Annotated in this window: 13 protein-coding genes and 1 tRNA gene; 7 read left to right on the forward strand and 7 right to left on the reverse strand. The window is 43.1% G+C overall.

Annotation, left to right across the window (positions count from 1 at the left end):
- Positions 1 to 687 precede the first annotated feature (687 nt).
- Entirely contained in the window at positions 688 to 2,568 is a 1,881-nt protein-coding gene (locus tag BMZ54_RS08375) for an ATP-dependent nuclease (RefSeq protein WP_089909105.1), read from the reverse strand.
- 812 nt (positions 2,569 to 3,380) lie between these two features.
- On the opposite strand from BMZ54_RS08375, the gene BMZ54_RS08380 reads away from it, so the two are divergent.
- Complete coding sequence (locus BMZ54_RS08380; protein ID WP_089909108.1) at positions 3,381 to 5,327, forward strand: NACHT domain-containing protein; 1,947 nt, start codon at positions 3,381 to 3,383, stop codon at positions 5,325 to 5,327.
- A gap of 235 nt (positions 5,328 to 5,562) precedes the next feature.
- Here the strand turns inward: BMZ54_RS08380 and BMZ54_RS08385 are convergent, their stop codons facing one another.
- The 4 genes from BMZ54_RS08385 to BMZ54_RS08400 form a co-directional block, all read right to left on the reverse strand.
- Positions 5,563 to 6,243, reverse strand: coding sequence for a hypothetical protein (locus tag BMZ54_RS08385; protein ID WP_089909112.1), 681 nt, complete (start codon positions 6,241 to 6,243; stop codon positions 5,563 to 5,565).
- A gap of 289 nt (positions 6,244 to 6,532) precedes the next feature.
- Positions 6,533 to 6,605: transfer RNA gene (locus BMZ54_RS08390), tRNA-Lys, on the reverse strand.
- A 63-nt stretch (positions 6,606 to 6,668) separates the two neighbouring features.
- Positions 6,669 to 7,445, reverse strand: a complete 777-nt coding sequence (locus BMZ54_RS08395; RefSeq protein ID WP_089909115.1) for an MBL fold metallo-hydrolase — start codon at positions 7,443 to 7,445, stop codon at positions 6,669 to 6,671.
- Positions 7,446 to 7,468: 23 nt separating this feature from the next.
- Positions 7,469 to 8,350: a LysR substrate-binding domain-containing protein gene (locus tag BMZ54_RS08400; protein WP_089909118.1), complete on the reverse strand. Its 882-nt coding sequence runs from the start codon at positions 8,348 to 8,350 to the stop codon at positions 7,469 to 7,471.
- 90 nt (positions 8,351 to 8,440) lie between these two features.
- On the opposite strand from BMZ54_RS08400, the gene BMZ54_RS08405 reads away from it, so the two are divergent.
- From BMZ54_RS08405 to BMZ54_RS08420, 4 genes are all read left to right on the forward strand, one after another.
- Positions 8,441 to 8,851 (forward strand): cupin domain-containing protein, encoded by a 411-nt coding sequence (locus BMZ54_RS08405; RefSeq protein WP_089909121.1) that lies wholly within the window; start codon positions 8,441 to 8,443, stop codon positions 8,849 to 8,851.
- 4 nt (positions 8,852 to 8,855) lie between these two features.
- Positions 8,856 to 9,239: a tautomerase family protein gene (locus BMZ54_RS08410; RefSeq protein WP_089909124.1), complete on the forward strand. Its 384-nt coding sequence runs from the start codon at positions 8,856 to 8,858 to the stop codon at positions 9,237 to 9,239.
- A gap of 265 nt (positions 9,240 to 9,504) precedes the next feature.
- Positions 9,505 to 11,013 carry a S8 family serine peptidase gene (locus BMZ54_RS08415; protein ID WP_143080940.1) on the forward strand — a complete coding sequence of 503 codons (1,509 nt, stop codon included), beginning with the start codon at positions 9,505 to 9,507 and terminating at the stop codon, positions 11,011 to 11,013.
- Between the two features lie 94 nt (positions 11,014 to 11,107).
- Positions 11,108 to 11,857 (forward strand): energy transducer TonB, encoded by a 750-nt coding sequence (locus BMZ54_RS08420; RefSeq protein ID WP_089909127.1) that lies wholly within the window; start codon positions 11,108 to 11,110, stop codon positions 11,855 to 11,857.
- 42 nt (positions 11,858 to 11,899) lie between these two features.
- On the opposite strand, the gene BMZ54_RS08425 is transcribed toward BMZ54_RS08420, so the two are convergent.
- Together BMZ54_RS08425 and BMZ54_RS08430 are read right to left on the reverse strand one after the other, a co-directional pair.
- Positions 11,900 to 14,335, reverse strand: a complete 2,436-nt coding sequence (locus BMZ54_RS08425) for a hypothetical protein (protein ID WP_089909130.1) — start codon at positions 14,333 to 14,335, stop codon at positions 11,900 to 11,902.
- A gap of 4 nt (positions 14,336 to 14,339) precedes the next feature.
- Positions 14,340 to 15,608 carry a WG repeat-containing protein gene (locus BMZ54_RS08430; protein WP_089909133.1) on the reverse strand — a complete coding sequence of 423 codons (1,269 nt, stop codon included), beginning with the start codon at positions 15,606 to 15,608 and terminating at the stop codon, positions 14,340 to 14,342.
- 448 nt (positions 15,609 to 16,056) lie between these two features.
- Here BMZ54_RS08430 and BMZ54_RS08435 point away from each other — a divergent pair, with 448 nt between their 5' ends.
- Positions 16,057 to 16,434, forward strand: a complete 378-nt coding sequence (locus BMZ54_RS08435; RefSeq protein ID WP_089909136.1) for an SRPBCC domain-containing protein — start codon at positions 16,057 to 16,059, stop codon at positions 16,432 to 16,434.
- 85 nt (positions 16,435 to 16,519) lie between these two features.
- The gene (locus BMZ54_RS08440; protein ID WP_089909139.1) at positions 16,520 to 17,155 is read left to right on the forward strand and encodes a phosphatase PAP2-related protein; all 636 of its coding nucleotides are present in this window, start codon (positions 16,520 to 16,522) and stop codon (positions 17,153 to 17,155) included.
- Positions 17,156 to 17,381: the final 226 nt, after the last annotated feature.

Here is a 17,381-nt window from a genome sequence, read left to right on the forward strand (position 1 = left end):
TTCCGGGCTATACTTCTTTTTAGCCAAAATAAAATAGAAAGGTCCTGCTTACTCATAGTTATCGTTTTTAAGATGGTTAAGAATGAAATACTTTGAGTTCTTTCAAATTCTTTCAAACTGCCACAATCATTCGGTTACCTAAAATTGCGGATTTTACAAGGTAACCGGATAAGTAACCGAATCGATAGCTATTGATGGACTTTCTTTGAAATACAATTTTTGCAAAACCGCTACTGCGACATATATAAACGAAAAAAACATTCCTAAGAATGCCTTTCGTGATCCCGCTGGGACTCAGTACAGGCACCTCAAATGCGCCACTGTATTGATTCTGTAAAAAGCTATCAATGGTGGTAACCGAAAAGGTAACCGATTCCTTTGGTAGGTATTTGAAATATTGAAAGATCTAAATTGCAAGGGGCGATCTAAATCATCCCCTGACAATCCCTCAAAGTTATTTAAATTATATCAAAGCATTCTGGCAAAATTCAAAGGCAGAAATTCACAAAAAGGACTGCTACCAATGGAATCCATGACCGCTAACGTGCCTACAGACACGAACCATGCCTCGGAAATCACAGCAGTCCGTATTGATGGGCTGGGGCTTACTACAATAGAATAACAGACTACTATTTCTCAAAATTTATTCTTCAGTCCCCATTGGAGAAATACCATGTCACAGGTAGTTTATATTATCAAGACGAAATCATGAGGTGTTGTCTTCTCATTAAAGGTTATCTCTGCGTTCAAGTCGGTCAATGACTTATTGACTATTATCCTACAGGTAAATCTTTTGTCAGGTTGAACATCCAAATCCAATACTTCAATAATTTGGCTGAATAATTTGTAATCAATCTTCGCATTTGTTTTTAACCCAGCAAGCTCCGAAATATCACCTTTTGAGATGGCTATTTGAACTGTTTGTACCCATTCCACTATCAGATACTTTAGGTGTCTGCTTAAGTCAACCTTCACTTGTGGTACTGATGCTTTTAATATAGAGATCAACTCCGGGTAAGTGGTTTCAAGCAAATTTTTATCAGTTGTTGCTAAAATATAGTCTCGCTCTGCGTGGAACGACGTGTTTTTATCCTTGTCTGTAAAAGTGAGATAGTCAAATGTAGATTGAGTATAATAATGCTCTATTTCTCCTTTCGGAAATATAAAAATATTTGCAGCTTTGAACGCTTCCAAAAGTAAATTAAATCTCGGGACGATATAATTAATATTTGGTTGCTGAGCCAGTGATACTTCGGATAGGATTTTCGTTTTATGTTTAATAAGTGCAATTAAACATGAATTCACAACTGTACCTCTCTTGTCCGCAACGGATATGATTGGTTTCAAGAGATTTATTAAGTGAGTAACATCAGGGTCGGTAGACATCTTTGTTACCAAATCATCAGCAACTTCTTTCAGCTTTCTATCCAACTCGCCGATCAATAATGATAGGTCGGTTCCTAACCCATTTTGTTGAATGAATGAATTGCAATTTGGGTCAGCTTGAGCTACTTCTCGAAGTTTACCTTTGAAGAATGCATCCATGTCAGCGATTATTCTTGCTTGAATTTTGAGGTGCTTACACAGTCTAAAGAAAACTGCCAATTCATCTTTACCACCAACATCGATAACACATGAACCGGAAGCATAAATGTTATAATTTAACTTGTCAAACAGTAAAGTGATAATTTGTTGGTCCGTATAACCTTCGACAAATACAGGGTAAGGTGAGAAGAAAAATTGCTTGTGATGGGTATTGAAACGTGGCAAAAATCTGTTCAGGATATATTCATCTTGTGCATCTAAGGTATCTACATGATCAGGCGGCAGATTATAGTGGCAAATAAGAATGCTTTTCAAGTCTTCAATACTTCTTAGATCTAAGAAGTAAGGAGAATGAGTAATAATGAAGAAGAGTTTTTTACTCGGCTCAGTTTTGGGGTCGCCTGCAAATTTCCTTATCTCAGTGAGAAAGAATGATTGAAATTGTGGATGAAGATGCAATTCTGGCTCATCTAAAATCAAACAATCTTTACTTTCATCATATAAAAAAGTTAGAAGTGTTAGAATTTCTTTCAAGCCATGACATTCCTTCTCTCTTAGTTCATATTCCGTTCCCCCAATATTGTTTTGAATTTTTGGCTTTAAATATCCACCTTCCTCAACAAGTCTAATTGTCTTATTAAAAATGTCAGAAAGAAGTGCTTCAATTTTTACTCGTACATCAAGACGTTCTTTGAGAATAACGAATGCAGAAGAAGAAAGTCCATAATCTTCACCACGCCTTTTCAATTCGTTAAATTGGGAAATATTAAATCCATCTTGTAACGCGCTTCCATGGCTAAAATATGAATAATTCTGCTTTTCTAAGCCGCTTAAGCGTTCCGCATTTAAAAGTCTCGCCTTATAGCCTTTTTGGCTTAGTTGTTTCTTTAATTGCTCGGCGAATAAAGATTTACCTGTTCCATTGGGGCCAACTATTAAATTGATTTGACCCCAGTTGTTTTTTGTAAATGTCTGTGTATTCCAAAGGTCGGGAATCTGAATTGAGATTGGTATGGTTATCATTTTACGATCTGTCAGTTATATTGCTGATAACAACTAATATACGTAATTTCACAATGCGGGATATCAGAAAAGTATGGTATTAGATATTATTGATTAACATAATTTAGGTTTTCTATATTTTGCCTGGAAGTTACGCAAATCCGTTTTCTGAATTAATTTCGGCCACGTGTGGATAGTCAGCCGTAATGGATTTGTACTATTTGCTGGGAGCCCGATCAAGCAATTTTTCCTAAACCATGAGTTCAGCATTGACCTGTTAAGAAGCTGAAGTAGTTTGAGAGTTCTCTGACTTCTTGTTATTATGAACAACAACGAATGCTACGAATAAGTTCTGTTACATACGTGTACTGGTAAACATTAGTTCTACCAAGATCATCCTAATATTTTTTAATTCAATGAGTAAATAAAGGAACAATCGCTCTGGATACTTCCTCTATCATAGGCGGTAACGAATACCTCATACCATCTGCACACTTAGCACTTGGGCTTAGTTATCACACTTGTTTAGACTTGGAATTCTTCATGGTTAATAATTTACAGAGCGTGAGTCCTGGGAGTTTTTGGGGCGTATTGCGGGAGCCATACAAAGTACCCTAATATTGGCAGCAGGTTGATTGCTCTAGGTGTTATATTAATTATTTTACATTTGTTGACTTCACCTTGACTAACTCCAGTATTAAAAATCATGAAATAGAAGTTAATTAATACCAATAGCAAACGTTGATTTAGGTAGCGCTATAGGTTTTAGCAGAGATACAATTTAAGAATTTAGAAAAAGGATGTATCTTCAGGTAGTCCGTTAATAATTGCAAATGGAAGAAATCAGTCGATTACTTTCAGAATACATAAATCCCTTATTACACGACGCCGGCCAATATTGGCTGGAAAAACATTCTTTGCTTCTACTCACCTTGGTATTCGTCGTTCTTCTCCCAGGACTTCATAAACTCATTATATTTTTACTAGAACGTCGCAAAAAAGGAATTCTTCGTCGTAATCTATACCCTTTTTTCGACGCAGCTGAAATCGTTAATGCAACCAAATACTATGTAGAAACACGATTTCAAAATATTGATCCAGCCAACGAACAGGAAACGCGTTTGGCAAATGTGTTCTCTGCAAAACAAAAGATTATACCATTCCTTATTAAAAAGTCTTTTAACAGCGATGATAGTCAGAAATATTTCATGGTACTAGCAGATTCCGGCATGGGAAAAACAACGATGTTGATTAATCTTTACTATACTTATTTACGTCAAATCGGCCGAAGATTTGAGATTAAATTGCTCCCGCTTGGAAGTAAAGATCTAGACAGCACCTTGCTGAGCATTAACCAGACTGATAAACAAAAGAAAATTTTATTACTGGACGGATTTGATGAGGATCCAAAGGCCGTAGAGGACTACCGCAAACGCATGAATGAGCTCTTAGATCTCACATCAGAATTCAGAAAGGTAATTATTACCTCACGGACACAATTTTTTGAATCGGCGATTGAGGAACCTTACGAAACAGGACAGATGAAGTTTGGCGGTGACAAAGGTATGCACTTCTTTTATAAGATGTATGTATCACCCTTTGATGATAAGAATGTCTCGGATTATTTAAATAAGAAGTACGGCTTCTTTAACAAACGCAAGAAGCGAGTTGCTAAAGGTATAGTAGAACAATGCCCTAACCTAATGGTACGGCCAATGTTGCTGGCCTACATTGACAATCTTGTTACAGAAAATCAAACCTATAAATACTCCTACGAGCTTTATGACACATTGATCACAAAATGGCTTGACCGGGAATCCAGCCGAGTGCCGGTGTGCAGTAAAGGAAAGTTTAAAGCGGATTTACGCCTATTCTCTAGGGCTGTTGCTATCGATATATATTATAATCAAAAAGAGCGAAATGGACTTTTTATAAACTCAGAAGAGCTCTCCGAACTTGCCAGAAAATTTGATATTGATTTAACAATTATTGACCTTAAAAGTAAATCCTTGCTTAATAGGAACGCTAGTGGACAATATAAATTTTCGCACAAATCTATTTTAGAATATTTCCTTTCCCTCGAAATATTTGAAAATGAGAATTTCCGAAACACTTTTAATTATGAGAGTATGTCACAGGCGAAAGCCTTCCACAGCGAAATGTGCCATGCAATCGTATCAAGAGAACAGCACCGGGTAAATTTCGATATCCCGTACGAAACAACCACCTACAGTAATCTGGTTGTATACCTCAAAAAATATTTGCCTGTTTGTCCAATTCAAGGCATCGAAATTAATCGTTCTCTCACTATTTTGAACCCACACGAATTCAGCAATAATTTTTTTTGGGGGCTGAGAAACATATTCTTCATCAACATTCTAATTACCCAAAAGTCAGATATTGAAAAACTGCTATTGCTACCCAATTTAAAAGGAATTTGTATTTTGAATGATTGTAGCCAATTCAGATCTCACTTCATGGATATTCGAATGGAACAAAACGAAAATAAACTACAGCTTTTTGCAGACGATTTTAAGCATCTTATTTCCAGGATTAATTCAGATAGAACTGTTTCCGGCTTACAGGGATTTGTTGAAAAAAGAGAACCAAATGTGCACAACATTTTTGGACGACCCCACGAAACGAGCAAAAAATTATATGATATTTATATATCGACACTCTTTGTATGCGTTAAAGCAAAGATCAAACAATCGCGTCCAGATATAACCTTCTACTCAGATCCGATCGATGAGAACGGCAAAACGATTTCTGTCTTTTAGATTCATGGGATGGCTCGAAGGAATAGTAATGGCTCTCTTCCTGTACTTTTCCGGTGTAATGTTCAATAGCAATGTATCAAAATAGACATCTTTTCCGATGCTTTGGTTATCTAAATAAACACATAGAATCACTGATTTTTAGTTGTTTTATAACGACCTTTTGGTACTTGAACTCGAACCTTTTTGCATCTCACTTGCGTCGCCCCACCATATTGAAATGCAATGTTAGTAGCAGTTAATATTTGTCTATCAAGTTAGCAATTCTTGTGTCAAACGGATTGAATATTCTAAACTGATAGTCGTTGTAAGTTATGGAAATCAAATACTCTATGTCATCTAAGGCATCTACTATTTTATTAGTGTTTAACGAATTCATTTTGTCAACCACTTCTTTGTTTCCAGCTATTTTGGTTTTAAGCTGCTCTAAGAATTCACTACGGGCTTTTTCCCTAATATAGTTTTGAACAACACTGTCTTCCAAAGATTGTACGTGTTTGTCGTAATTCTTTTTCCCAAGTAAAAAGGCAAATCTGTATGTGAATGGTGACCAATTTGTATCATTTTGAATAGTACTATCCAATTTTGCCTTGAATGTGTCACGAAGCTTTGCAACTTTTTCTTTAGCGAAATGGTTATTCACCTGCTGTTCAAAGTATTTTTCGTAATTAATGAATATGTCCTTAAATATTTGATATTTAAATGAAGTCAGCTCGTATTCAAAAAACTGCATTTTTTTGTCCAGATATAACATGTAGTTATCAATAAGTAAGGTCTTTATTTTTGCTTTCTCTTCTTTGCTTTTTAGAAGATAAGCTATAATTGTCCCAATCACTATTGTCGTTATGACGCCTAAAAAGGGTATGATTAAATCTTTGGTAATTTCATACCATGTTATGTCTTTAGGTGTGTGCGGCATGTTGATAGTTTAATTTCTATTAGTACTTCAATATATGCAAGTTATACAAAAAATATACTTATCCTTTTAAGGAGGTTATAAATGAAATCCTTTGAACATTTTGGGCTTTTTCAAAGATTTCAAACTCCCTCCAGTCATTCGGTTACCTAAAATTCAGAAAATTGAATGGTAACCGAAATGGTAACCGAACGGATAGCTATTGATAGATTTTCTTTGCAATACAATTTTTGCAAAAACAGCTACAGTGGCATGTATAAACGAAAAAAGGCATTCCTAAGAATGCCTTTTGTGATCCCGCTGGGACTCGAACCCAGGACCCATACATTAAAAGTGTATTGCTCTACCAACTGAGCTACGGAATCATTCCCGTTTTTTGATTTCGGGAGTGCAAAGATAGGAATTAATCTTTTTCTTCCAAATATTCTTCAAATTAAATTCAAACCAACCTGGTATACAGCGGTCTCCGCAAACCGGGTGGCCACTACGATCTCTGTCCCGTCCGCATGTTCATTGAATAAAGCCTGCACCAGGTCAGGGGAGTTGTTCTCCTGCGAAAGATGCGATAACAGCAAGTGGCTCATGAAGGCCGGCCGGTACGCCTTGAACAATTCCAGCGCCTGCCGGTTGGATAAATGCCCCTGTCCGCCGCGGATACGGTTCTTTAAAAAATACGGATACCGTCCCTGCTCCAGCATTTGCTCATCATAGTTTGATTCCAGGAAAGCTGCATGGCATTGCTGAAAATGGCGGATCACATGCTCGCAGGGTGCGCCAATGTCAGTGAATACCCCAATGTTAATGTCGCCGCAGTTCACAATAAAGCTATGCGGTTCAGAGGCGTCATGGAATTTGGGAAAGGCGGTTACCGTAAGAGAGCCTACCTGTACCGGCGTATAAGCGCTGAAGGAAATAACCTGCTGTGCATTAAGCTGCAGCCCGCCACTGAGCAGGGTAGCAGCAGTAATATATACCGGCAGGCGATATTTGCGGGCAATTACGGGTATCCCGCGTATATGGTCTGTATGTTCATGGGAAACAAAAATGGCCCTTACCTGGTGCATGGATAGTCCCAGGCGTTTCATCCGCTTCTCCGTTTCGCGGCAGGAGATCCCCGCATCTACCAGCACGGCGTCCCAGTCATTACCTATGTAATAACAGTTTCCGTTGCTGCCTGAGTTCAATGATGTAATAAATAACGACATGACTTTACAAAGAAACCGATTTTTTATTTTTTACGAACACGTTGCACCTGCTCACGTAATGTTTCCTGTAATATTTCTGTGAGCCGTTCCACCGCCGGTGAGGGGTGCTGCTTTTGCTGCTGTAAGAACAGGTGCATGACCGGTAATGCGGGCAGCCCGGCAGACGCTGGCAGCAGCTTACATCCCGGTGGTACGCCTATGGCTGTGCGGATGGTCACCCCTAATCCTGCCTGCGCAGCCGCCCACAGCCCGGCTAAGCTGGGACTGGTCAGTACTATCCGCCAGCTGCGCTGAGCGGCTTCCAGCGCCTCTAAACCCGCCTGGCGTACAATGCAGGGCGATTCAAATAACAATAACGGTAATGGTTGATCCGGGACCAGCCGTGTGTCGGGGCCGCCGATCCAGCGCAAAGGCAGCTGCCCGATGGGAATAGCGTCTGCCGGCGTATGAAAGTGCATATTCACAATTACATCCAGCTGGCCGGACTGCAGCTGTTTCATGAGCACTGCCTGCCGGTCTATCACAATGGTGATCTGCACCTGCGGGTATACTGCTGCAAAACGGGCCAGTACCAGGGGCAGCTCGCTCTCCGCAAAATCTGCAGATATACCTAACCGTACCTGTCCTTCCAGCTGGGTATCACTCAGGGCACGTACTGCGCGGTCATTAATGTCCAGCAGCTGTTTGGCGTAGCCCAGCAGCATTTCGCCGGCAGCAGTCAGGTGCCAGCCACGCCCTTGTTTAATGAACAGCGGTTGCCCGGTCATTTCTTCCAGGCGTTGCATTTGCAGGCTCACGGCCGACTGGGAACGGGCTACCCGGTCCGCAGCTTTGGCAAAGCTGTCAAGATCTACTGCCAGCACAAAGGTGCGAAGCAGGTCCAGGTCCATAAGGTCGCTGGTCATAGTTTAATAAAATTGAAGTATTGTATCAGATATTTCAATATTACAAAAGTATGGAATTGCCCTAATTTTGAGGTGCAAAAATTTACAGCAATGAAAACAGTTTGCTTCTTGATAGGATTGCTGGCAGTGGGAGGGAGCGCATTTGCACAATCCACACCTGCCGGCATCAGCCGCAAAATATTATTAGAGCAGGCATTGGCGCCTGCTACGGTAGAGGATATACGTATAGATGAAATTACCTGTGCGCCTGGCCAGGGCGCCCCGGCGCATTACCATCCCTGTGAGGTATACGGGTATGTGGTATCCGGCCAGATCGAATACCAGGTATCCGGCCAGTCGCCTGTTATATTGAAGGCGGGCGATAGCTTCCATGAAGCTGCCAATCAGCCCATACAAACCTTTAAGAATGCGCTTGCAGACCAGCCCTGCAAATTTGTAGCTATTTACCTGGCTAAAAAAGGGCAGCCCGTTATCATACTTTCTCCTGGTACAAAAAACTAATCATATGCCTTTTGTAAAGATCAATCTTGCACAAAACTTAACGGAAAAAATAAAAAATGATATTTCCCTTTCTGTGCACGAAAGCCTGATGGCGCATTTTAATGTGCCGGCTGATGATTATTTCCATGTAATACATGAAGTGCGCCTTACCGACCTGGTATACAGGTCCGGTTACCTGAACGTGCCGCACAGCAATAACCTGGTGTTTATTGAGATCACTGCCCGCCATGGCCGCACCGTAGAAATGAAAAAAGCGTTATACCATTCCATTGCAGAAAAAATAGCTGCACGCACACCGGTTACAATGGATGATGTGTTCATTGTGCTTACAGAAGTAACGGCCGAAAACTGGTCGTTCGGACAAGGCCTTGCACAAATGGTTTTATAATCGGCCGCCATTTCTCCTGATCATATAAACCTGCCTGCCGGTAATTACCGGCAGGTTTTTTGCGTAAACCCGCAGATCCCTTATACGCTTATCTGCAGGGGATATTAATTTTTTCTGCACTCCCTATATAAAGTTGATTAATCTAAAATATTTAAGTACATTCAATTAGCCCTATGTAGCAGCCAGAGTCATGCACACATAAATAGTAGCAATCTGTTTTTAATTTCCAAAATCCGTTTCGTTATTCATTTAAATTTTATTCGCTATGAAAAGAAATCAACTTATGCGTTTGGTCTTACCCCTTATGATGCTCATTGTTATCGCCTCATGTAAAAAAGACCTTAACATCATTAATGGGTCACTGAACAAATCCAAAAAACAACAGGACCGGGGTTTCATTGTAATTGCGCAGGAAGGCGCAAAGCTTGAAACCATCTCAGAAGGTTTAACCGCCTTAGGCGTTAAGAAATTTAAGCTCAAAGAAGCTATCAAGGAATTAGGTTTAATCCACGTACAAACCCCTGATCCCAGCTTTCCTGAAAAAGCAAGAAAGATCCCCGGGGTGCAATCTGTAGCGGTAGACATTGTAATGAACTGGCGCCTGCCCACAAAAGTTTATCGCTCTTCTGTATCTTACAAACCCGGTGCGCATGCCGCAGCCGCAGGGCCTATGGCCAAATCCAATGCATTAGCCAACAACCCCTACAGCTTTTTGCAATGGGATCTGCAATCCATTAAAGCACCGCAAGCCTGGCAAAAAGGCTACAAAGGCCGTGGCGCCAAAGTAGCTGTACTGGATGGCGGTTTCCTGCTGAACGATGCAGAAATTAAACCCAACATTATTTTAACGCACAGCTTTATTGAAGGTGAAGAAGTACAGTATCATGGCGCAGAAGGTTTCAGCCATGGCACCCACGTTGCCGGCACTATTGCCGCGCTGGACGATGCTTACGGCGTAGTAGGCGTGGCCCCGGAAGCAAAGCTGATGCTGGTAAAAGTACTGGATGATAATGGCTCCGGCCCCTGGAGCGGCATTATTGACGGTATCTTCTATGCCGTAAATCATGGCGCCAATGTGATTAACATGAGCCTGGGTGGCGAGCTGCCCCGCAGAACTTTTGTAGATGATAACGGCACGCCCGATGATCCCAGCGATGATTACACCGTGGTATATGACCGTGATGTAAGAGACCTGGTAATTGCTATGAACCGTGCTACCATCTATGCAAATTTACTGGGCACTACCGTAGTAGCTGCTGCCGGTAATGATGCATATAACTATGACGTGGAAAAGAACTTTATCACATATCCTGCCGCCTGTTTGGGCGTACTGTCCATTTCCTCCAACGGCCCGCTGGGCTGGGGTATTAACCAGGATACTACCTTGTACCGTCCTTCTATTTTCACCAACTCCGGTAAGAACTTTATTTCTTACGGTGCGCCGGGCGGTAACTACAGCATTCCTATTAATACTACTATCGTAAATGTAGGCGGTGTTGTTAACCCGGAATATGTGTTTGACTTTGTGTTTAACATTGGCGCCTGGGATGAAGCTACAGATACGTATTACTATACCTGGTCTGCCGGTACCAGCATGGCTGCCCCGCACGTTTCAGCCGCTGCAGCGCTGATCTATGGCAAATACGGCCGGTTGGCTAATCCCTTACTGGTAGATCTGCTGTTCCGCAAAAGCGCTACTGATTATGGTACGCCTGGTAAAGACCGTTTCTTCGGGAATGGCCAGGTTAATGCCGGTAAAGCAGTGAGCTACTAATAAGTTTGTCCTTCATGTATATAGGAAAGAGGTCCGCCTGTAAAAGGGGACCTCTTTTCATTTAAACGCCTGGTATTTTTACTATCTTGCCGGCATGAAACGCATTTTAATTTTATTTAATTTGATTGCGGCGCTGGCTGGCCATTCCGTAGCGCAGGAAACTACCCTGGAAGGCGTAAAGGCTTCTGAAGATACGCTGGCCGCTTACCCGGGTGGTGAGCAGGCTTTTGACCAGTATATACTCACCGGCCTGCGTACCACCAAGGCGGCGCTGGCGGCTAATATCAGCGGTAATGTGGTTACCAAGTTTGTGATTGATGAAAACGGACGGGTAGCAGACATCCTCGTCACCAAAAAGCTGGGTTATGGTTGTGATGAGCAGGCCATTGCCCTGTTACGCCACATGCCCTTATGGCAACCGGGTGTGATCAATGGAAAACGGGTTAAGACCAGGCTGGAAAAAGTCTTTCATTTTTATACAGATAATATGCAGGCTGCTGATAACACAGCAGAATTTTCACGTGATAAGCTGCCTGCAGGGCCATCCCGGTTTGGTACACAGGCGCAGGACCTTGAAAAATACCTGCAGGCTAACTTTGTATACCCGGCTGGTGTAAAAGAGAATGTGGAGGATGCGCTGGTGATCCGGTTCAGGATCACGCCCAATGGCATTACAGATAACATACAGCTGGTAACAGGTCTGGGGGATGCTTTTGACCAGGAAGCCATCCGCGTAATAAAAAATATGCCGGCCTGGGAGCCTAAACAGGCCGACTTTAAACCGGTAGAAGATTACCGCCAGCTGGTGATAGGCTTTAAGGATAAAAAACCGGTAATACGCTGAATGCTAAACGCTAAACGCCAAACGCTAAAAGCTAAATGCTGCCTACAATTTTTCCAGCACCATCATGTCGGTATTGATCATTACCACCCGGTATTGCCGCTGTAGCTTTTTCTGCTTATTGTAAAGCTGCAGCAGTTTAGCAGGTTTGTTAAACTCGTAACGATACCCATCTTCCCATGTTGATTCATTCTGGTAATTGCCGGAGTAAAAAAGGCGGTTATGGCCATTCTTTTCTACAGGTTGCCTGTGTAATACCAGCCTGGCACTTACAAAAAAGGAATCTGCCATAAAGATCACCTGCCTGTAAACAGAATCCCCCGTTTCATAATCCGGTGCATCCGGCTCTTTAGGTATGTACACTTCATAGGCGCCGGCAGAATCCCGGCGCGTCCAGGTTTTGAGCGTTTCATTCCTGTAGCTGGGAACATAGCTCTCATTCTTTTTATCTTTTATAAAATAAGCGGCGGCATCACTTTCATAATAGTGTCCCTTGCCGGCCAGCACTGCGTTCAGCTCTGCGGCTAAAGTAATATTGTCCCGCTCTTTGTAACTGGATTTTTTTGCAAAAATGGCCGGGTGATGCGCTTCCCCCGCAACGCCGTAAATACCCATATTCCCTTCAATAGCCTCTTCCATTAATGCCATAGCGCTGATCTTACGGTTAATGTACAGCACATTTTGCAGCTGATGCCGGCTATCCATTAGCTGCAGGTAGCCGAACAGCTGTTTCATTTTATCGCTGCGCTGCCGTTGTATAATACATTTCAGGAACACCACATTTTTGCCTTTGTATAAAGTCTGCAGTTTTTCCAGGTTGTATAAGCCAAGGGTGGCGTTTTCCTTTCGAAAGAAATGGTTGTACATGGATATTACCACTACTTTGCCGCGATAACTTTTCAGCACGGCCTGCCAATCTGCTTCGTTATTAACTTCGCGGATGCGCGTACTGTCCAGCTTTACCGCCAGGCCGGCGCTGGCAGTTTTAATGGCTTCTTGCCGGTTAAGGCTGTCTACCAGCCACCAGGGCATATTGTCTGCTGCTGCTGCATCCTTAAAGATATTCAGCCGGTAGGTTGAGGGGATGCGCAGATCATCGTCAGAATAGCTGCTGTGCAGCAGCTGGTATAGGTTAGCGGCAAAAAGTGCTGCCGGGTCTTTAAGGATAGTGGCATTCCGGGCATAAGCCACAGAATCGCGCTGTTCTTTAAGAAACTCATCCTGTATTTTCCGGGTCAGGTAGCGGAAAGCAATGGCCGCATCTTTGTCGCCATTGAAATAGGTTTTAATAATTTCTTCATCCTTCATATTGCGCAGCCGGGCGGTATCTTTTTTCATAGCTTTGAAAGGCTGCATAAACTCCGGTGAAAGAAGGCGGCTGTAATCGTTATTAATGCGCTGATCCATCCTATCGATAGAAAAAGAGTAGCGCATACCATTACTGCGGCTGCCTTCACGCAGCCGGTCTGCATAATAACCGGCCAGCTGGTAAAAGTTGTCGTGCAGTACGGCGTATGGCGATACGGGTACCAGGTAGCGCTGGTACAGCTGCTGTGCTATGGCGCTATCTGCATTACGTGTATCAGACAAGCGTTTGTAGGCATAATCGTACAACACTTCCTCCTTTATATAATCAATAACAACCTGCGGCGCCCTGGCAGGTGAGTATACCTGCGATAACGCGGTTATGTTCTGTGTATAAGCCGTATCATTTAAACCGCTGCGGTAGGTTAAAAAATGCTGGTACTGATTATTGAGATCTGCATCATCGCCCATAACAGCTACGCGTTGCGCTATCAGGTCATAGTCCGGGTTGGGGCTGCTTACTTTAATGTCCGGATTCACGGCCAGCAGCAGGCTGCTGCCTGGTTGCGCCAGGAAGGTGGCTATTTTATCCTGGTTATAGATCAGCGTACATTTTTGCAGCTTATACAGCGGGAAGGTAATGGTAAAGCAGCCTGTTTTATCCAGGTCGGCCGGAAAGTACTCCGGCTCGCCGGTCAGCACATTTTCATAGCTTATCAATACATAGTTGTATTGCAGCTTGTTCCTGGGGGCAGTGGCCGGCAGCTGCAGGTAACCTTTTACAGTAGCGGTTCCTACCCGGAACAGCGGTTGTTTTAAAGGCTGTTGTACGGGTTGGTATGCGTAATTATAAGTACGTGTATGCTTTAACGTTCGTGGCTGCCCGTTCTCCGTAAGTATAAGGGTATGGGCATCCTGCAGGGAAAGGCTCAGCCGTTTGCCGGCTAAGGTTATTTGCCAGTGGTTATTACTGCCGCTAAAGGCTGTAATAGAGGAGACATTGTTCTGGTAACAGGCAACCCCGTTATACAGTCCTATTACAAACTGGTTGCTGCCATCTGTTTTAAGCCAGTTGCCGCTTAGCGCTGCCGGTACCGTTGTTTGCTGTGCAAGTGCCATAGCGGCATTCAGGCATAACAGCAGGGCAGCGGCGCCCCTCCGTATTATAATATGCATGGGGTTAATTACTGGTTAGCTGTATACCGGGAATAAAGATTTTCCCGCTTTTCATGTCCATATACCCTTTTTTTCCATTGGGCATTTCCACCAGCCAGGCGCGCAGGTAAGGATCGCTGGCATATATGTTCTGCAGCACCGGCGGGGTTATCTCGCTCAGGTCCCTGCCCAGGATCCCTATCTTGTTATTGCGGATGGTTTTGTAATAGTTGCCGGTGTAAATAATATCATCGTACTGGAAAGGCGCCAATACATTTCCTGCCGGGTTAATAATGCCTGTTTTCCCATCCTTTACAGCTTTCAGCGTTACGGAAGGTATATCGCGGCTGTAAGGATCATAGCTCAGCTTTTGCAGGTTCGTATAGCCGTTCAGGTCAAAGGTATTTAAGATCTCGGTCTCTCCGGAGGTATACAGGGGGCGGTTTTCAAGGGTCAGCTTCCACTTGTTGTTACCCTGGTTATAAATGTAAATGTCCTTTTTCATTTCAGGGCCGTCAACCGTAGCTTCTACCGGTGCTTCCATGACTGTTTCCTCCAGGGTTGCAACCATTTCCTCCTCCTTTTTTGCTTTGGTTTTGGCGGGTTTTTCCTTTTTAGGCTGAGGAACTACAACGCCCTGCTCATCAAACCAGGTATTGAGCTTACCGGTGGTGGCCACCAGTATTTTGTTACCGTTCTGCCATGCTGTTTCCAGCTTATCGTATTTAACAGGCAGCACAATGGCGCCGGTACGCAGGTCTATGAGGCCGTATTTATTACCGGTTTTTATTGTACCGCGGTTATTATAGCTCCGCAGGAATGAAGCATCGTCATAACCTTTGGGGTTTAACGGCTGCCCGGTAAAGATGTTTAAAAAATACTTTTTACCGGCCTGGGTAACCAGCAGTATAATAGCATCGTTGTAGCTGTAATCATTCAGCTTGTCAAACACAAAAGCGGAGATGGGTTTGCCGGTAGTAAAATTCAGCAGCTGGTATTTACCCTGTAATTGCGCAGTACCTGCATTCATCCCAAAATAGCTGAGGGCTTCATAATCACAGGGAAGGATCATATTTCCATCCGGGCTTATAAGGCCGTAATGCTGTTGTTTTTTTACGATCGCAAATTTGTTGTCTACAAAGCGGAAGCTGGTATCAAACTGCGGGGTTACCAATACGGCCAGGTTTTCATCGGTAAGCCCCCATTTGGCGCCCTCTGCGTAAGGGTAGTAGCGGTTTTGCGCGATGGCAGGTAACGCCAGGCAGCATAAGAGCAGGTAAAAAATATGTTTCATCTGTTATATTTATCTATTTCGTAGTTCTTTGTTTTTTTAATGGCCTCAATGAACCTCCTTCGCTGGTTTCGTAGTTCTTTGTTTTTTTAGTTGTATTTGTGAACCTCCTTCGCCGGTTCGATTTTTTACGGGTCAGATGACATCGAAGATGCATCGGGACAAAAGAAACTTTAATAATTCGCGGGATAAACCTCGCATTACCTGCCCCTTCCGCTGTAGCAGAACAGGTTGTGTAAGAAAATGTCTCATGCCCGGTTTCAAAAGCTGACAGGATCAGGTATAAAGATGAGTTCGTAAAGATAATAATATTAAAAATATTTTAAATGTAATAATCATAAAATAACATAGCCGGCCGGCCGGCTCTTTTGCGCCTCATTTACAAGGGGTTTAAGAATGTAATTAATTTGAATACATTTGCGCATAATTACCGATCATTGTTACGCTGATTATGAAGGATTATAAAAAGCATTTTATAGTACCGGCGCCTCCGGAAGATGTATACCGGGCACTCACCAACCCCGCCACCATACAGCTTTGGAGCGGGGAGCCGGCAGAAATGAGCACAGAGCCGGGCTCAGAATTTTCCCTGTGGGAGGGGAGCATTGCCGGCCGCAACCTGGAGTTTGTGGAAGATAAAAAGATCGTGCAGCAATGGTATTTCGGCGACCAGGAGGAAGATTCTATTGTAACCATTATCCTGCATCCTGATAAGAAAGGCACTTCGGCAGAATTGAAACATACCAATATTCCGGACGACGCCTATGCCGATATTGTGGAAGGATGGCAGGATGCCTATTTTGGTGCGCTCATAGATTTTTATCTCTGATAGTGTAACATATTTTTATTATTGGTATATTTATATTAAAATTACACCCCGTAAGTAAGAACATAGCAAAACCCGTAAGCTGTAAATGCGTGTTGGAAAAATTCAACTTCTGAGAAGGAGCTGGCAAATTTCATGGGAGAATACGAGTTTTAAAAAGAAAATGATCGCCGGCAGCATTACACTGGTGCTCATTTTTTTAACCTTTCCATCCTTTTTCCGGTATATCGAAAAACGGGATGGTACGGTACTGAACGACTGGATCCTGGCCAGCATACCTGCAATTGACGTTTCAATCCCTATAATGATCCTTATATGGGGAATGATGGTATTGTTTGTGGTGAGAGCCACAGCACGGCCCAAGCTGTTCCTGACCGCTATTACAGCATATATATTGCTTTGCGTATCCCGCTGCCTTACCATTTTCCTGGTGCCCCTGGCACCGCCCGTGAATATGATCGCCTTAACCGACCCGCTGACCGGTGTATTTTATGGTGGGCAGTCTATTAGTAAGGATCTGTTCTATTCCGGCCATACTTCTTTGCTTTTCCTCATTTTCCTTTGCTGCGAAAAAAAGCAGGACCGCTACCTGGCAGGTATCAGCACATTCCTGGTGGCAGTGCTGCTGCTGGTACAGCATGTACATTATACTACGGATGTAGTGTTTGCACCGCTGTTTTCTGCTATGGCATATGCGCTGGCTATTAAGTGGGTGGATCTGTAGAGCTGTTAGCTTTTGGCTCTTAGCTTTTAGCTCTTAGTCCTTCGCGCTTAATACCTGACCGTTAACCGCTAATCACTAACCGCTAATCACTATGGCTAACAGCTACGGCTATCCGCTACCACTGTCCGCTACCACTGTCCGCTACCACTATCCGCTACCACTATCCGCTACCACTATCCGCTACCCGCTATCCGCTACTCGCTATCCGCTACTCGCTATCCGCTAC

Origin of the sequence: Chitinophaga rupis, assembly GCF_900109685.1 — a bacterium.
In the GTDB taxonomy this organism is placed as follows: Bacteria; Bacteroidota; Bacteroidia; order Chitinophagales; family Chitinophagaceae; genus Chitinophaga; species Chitinophaga rupis.

Bases quoted from the DNA above. Each gene is read 5' to 3' on its own strand.
- BMZ54_RS08375 (WP_089909105.1), bottom strand. From the start codon at position 2,568: ATGATAACCATACCAATCTCAATTCAGATTCCCGACCTTTGGAATACA.
- BMZ54_RS08380 (WP_089909108.1), top strand. From the start codon at position 3,381: ATGGAAGAAATCAGTCGATTACTTTCAGAATACATAAATCCCTTATTA.
- BMZ54_RS08385 (WP_089909112.1), bottom strand. From the start codon at position 6,243: ATGCCGCACACACCTAAAGACATAACATGGTATGAAATTACCAAAGAT.
- BMZ54_RS08395 (WP_089909115.1), bottom strand. From the start codon at position 7,445: ATGTCGTTATTTATTACATCATTGAACTCAGGCAGCAACGGAAACTGT.
- BMZ54_RS08400 (WP_089909118.1), bottom strand. From the start codon at position 8,350: ATGACCAGCGACCTTATGGACCTGGACCTGCTTCGCACCTTTGTGCTG.
- BMZ54_RS08405 (WP_089909121.1), top strand. From the start codon at position 8,441: ATGAAAACAGTTTGCTTCTTGATAGGATTGCTGGCAGTGGGAGGGAGC.
- BMZ54_RS08410 (WP_089909124.1), top strand. From the start codon at position 8,856: ATGCCTTTTGTAAAGATCAATCTTGCACAAAACTTAACGGAAAAAATA.
- BMZ54_RS08415 (WP_143080940.1), top strand. From the start codon at position 9,505: ATGAAAAGAAATCAACTTATGCGTTTGGTCTTACCCCTTATGATGCTC.
- BMZ54_RS08420 (WP_089909127.1), top strand. From the start codon at position 11,108: ATGAAACGCATTTTAATTTTATTTAATTTGATTGCGGCGCTGGCTGGC.
- BMZ54_RS08425 (WP_089909130.1), bottom strand. From the start codon at position 14,335: ATGCATATTATAATACGGAGGGGCGCCGCTGCCCTGCTGTTATGCCTG.
- BMZ54_RS08430 (WP_089909133.1), bottom strand. From the start codon at position 15,608: ATGAAACATATTTTTTACCTGCTCTTATGCTGCCTGGCGTTACCTGCC.
- BMZ54_RS08435 (WP_089909136.1), top strand. From the start codon at position 16,057: ATGAAGGATTATAAAAAGCATTTTATAGTACCGGCGCCTCCGGAAGAT.
- BMZ54_RS08440 (WP_089909139.1), top strand. From the start codon at position 16,520: ATGCGTGTTGGAAAAATTCAACTTCTGAGAAGGAGCTGGCAAATTTCA.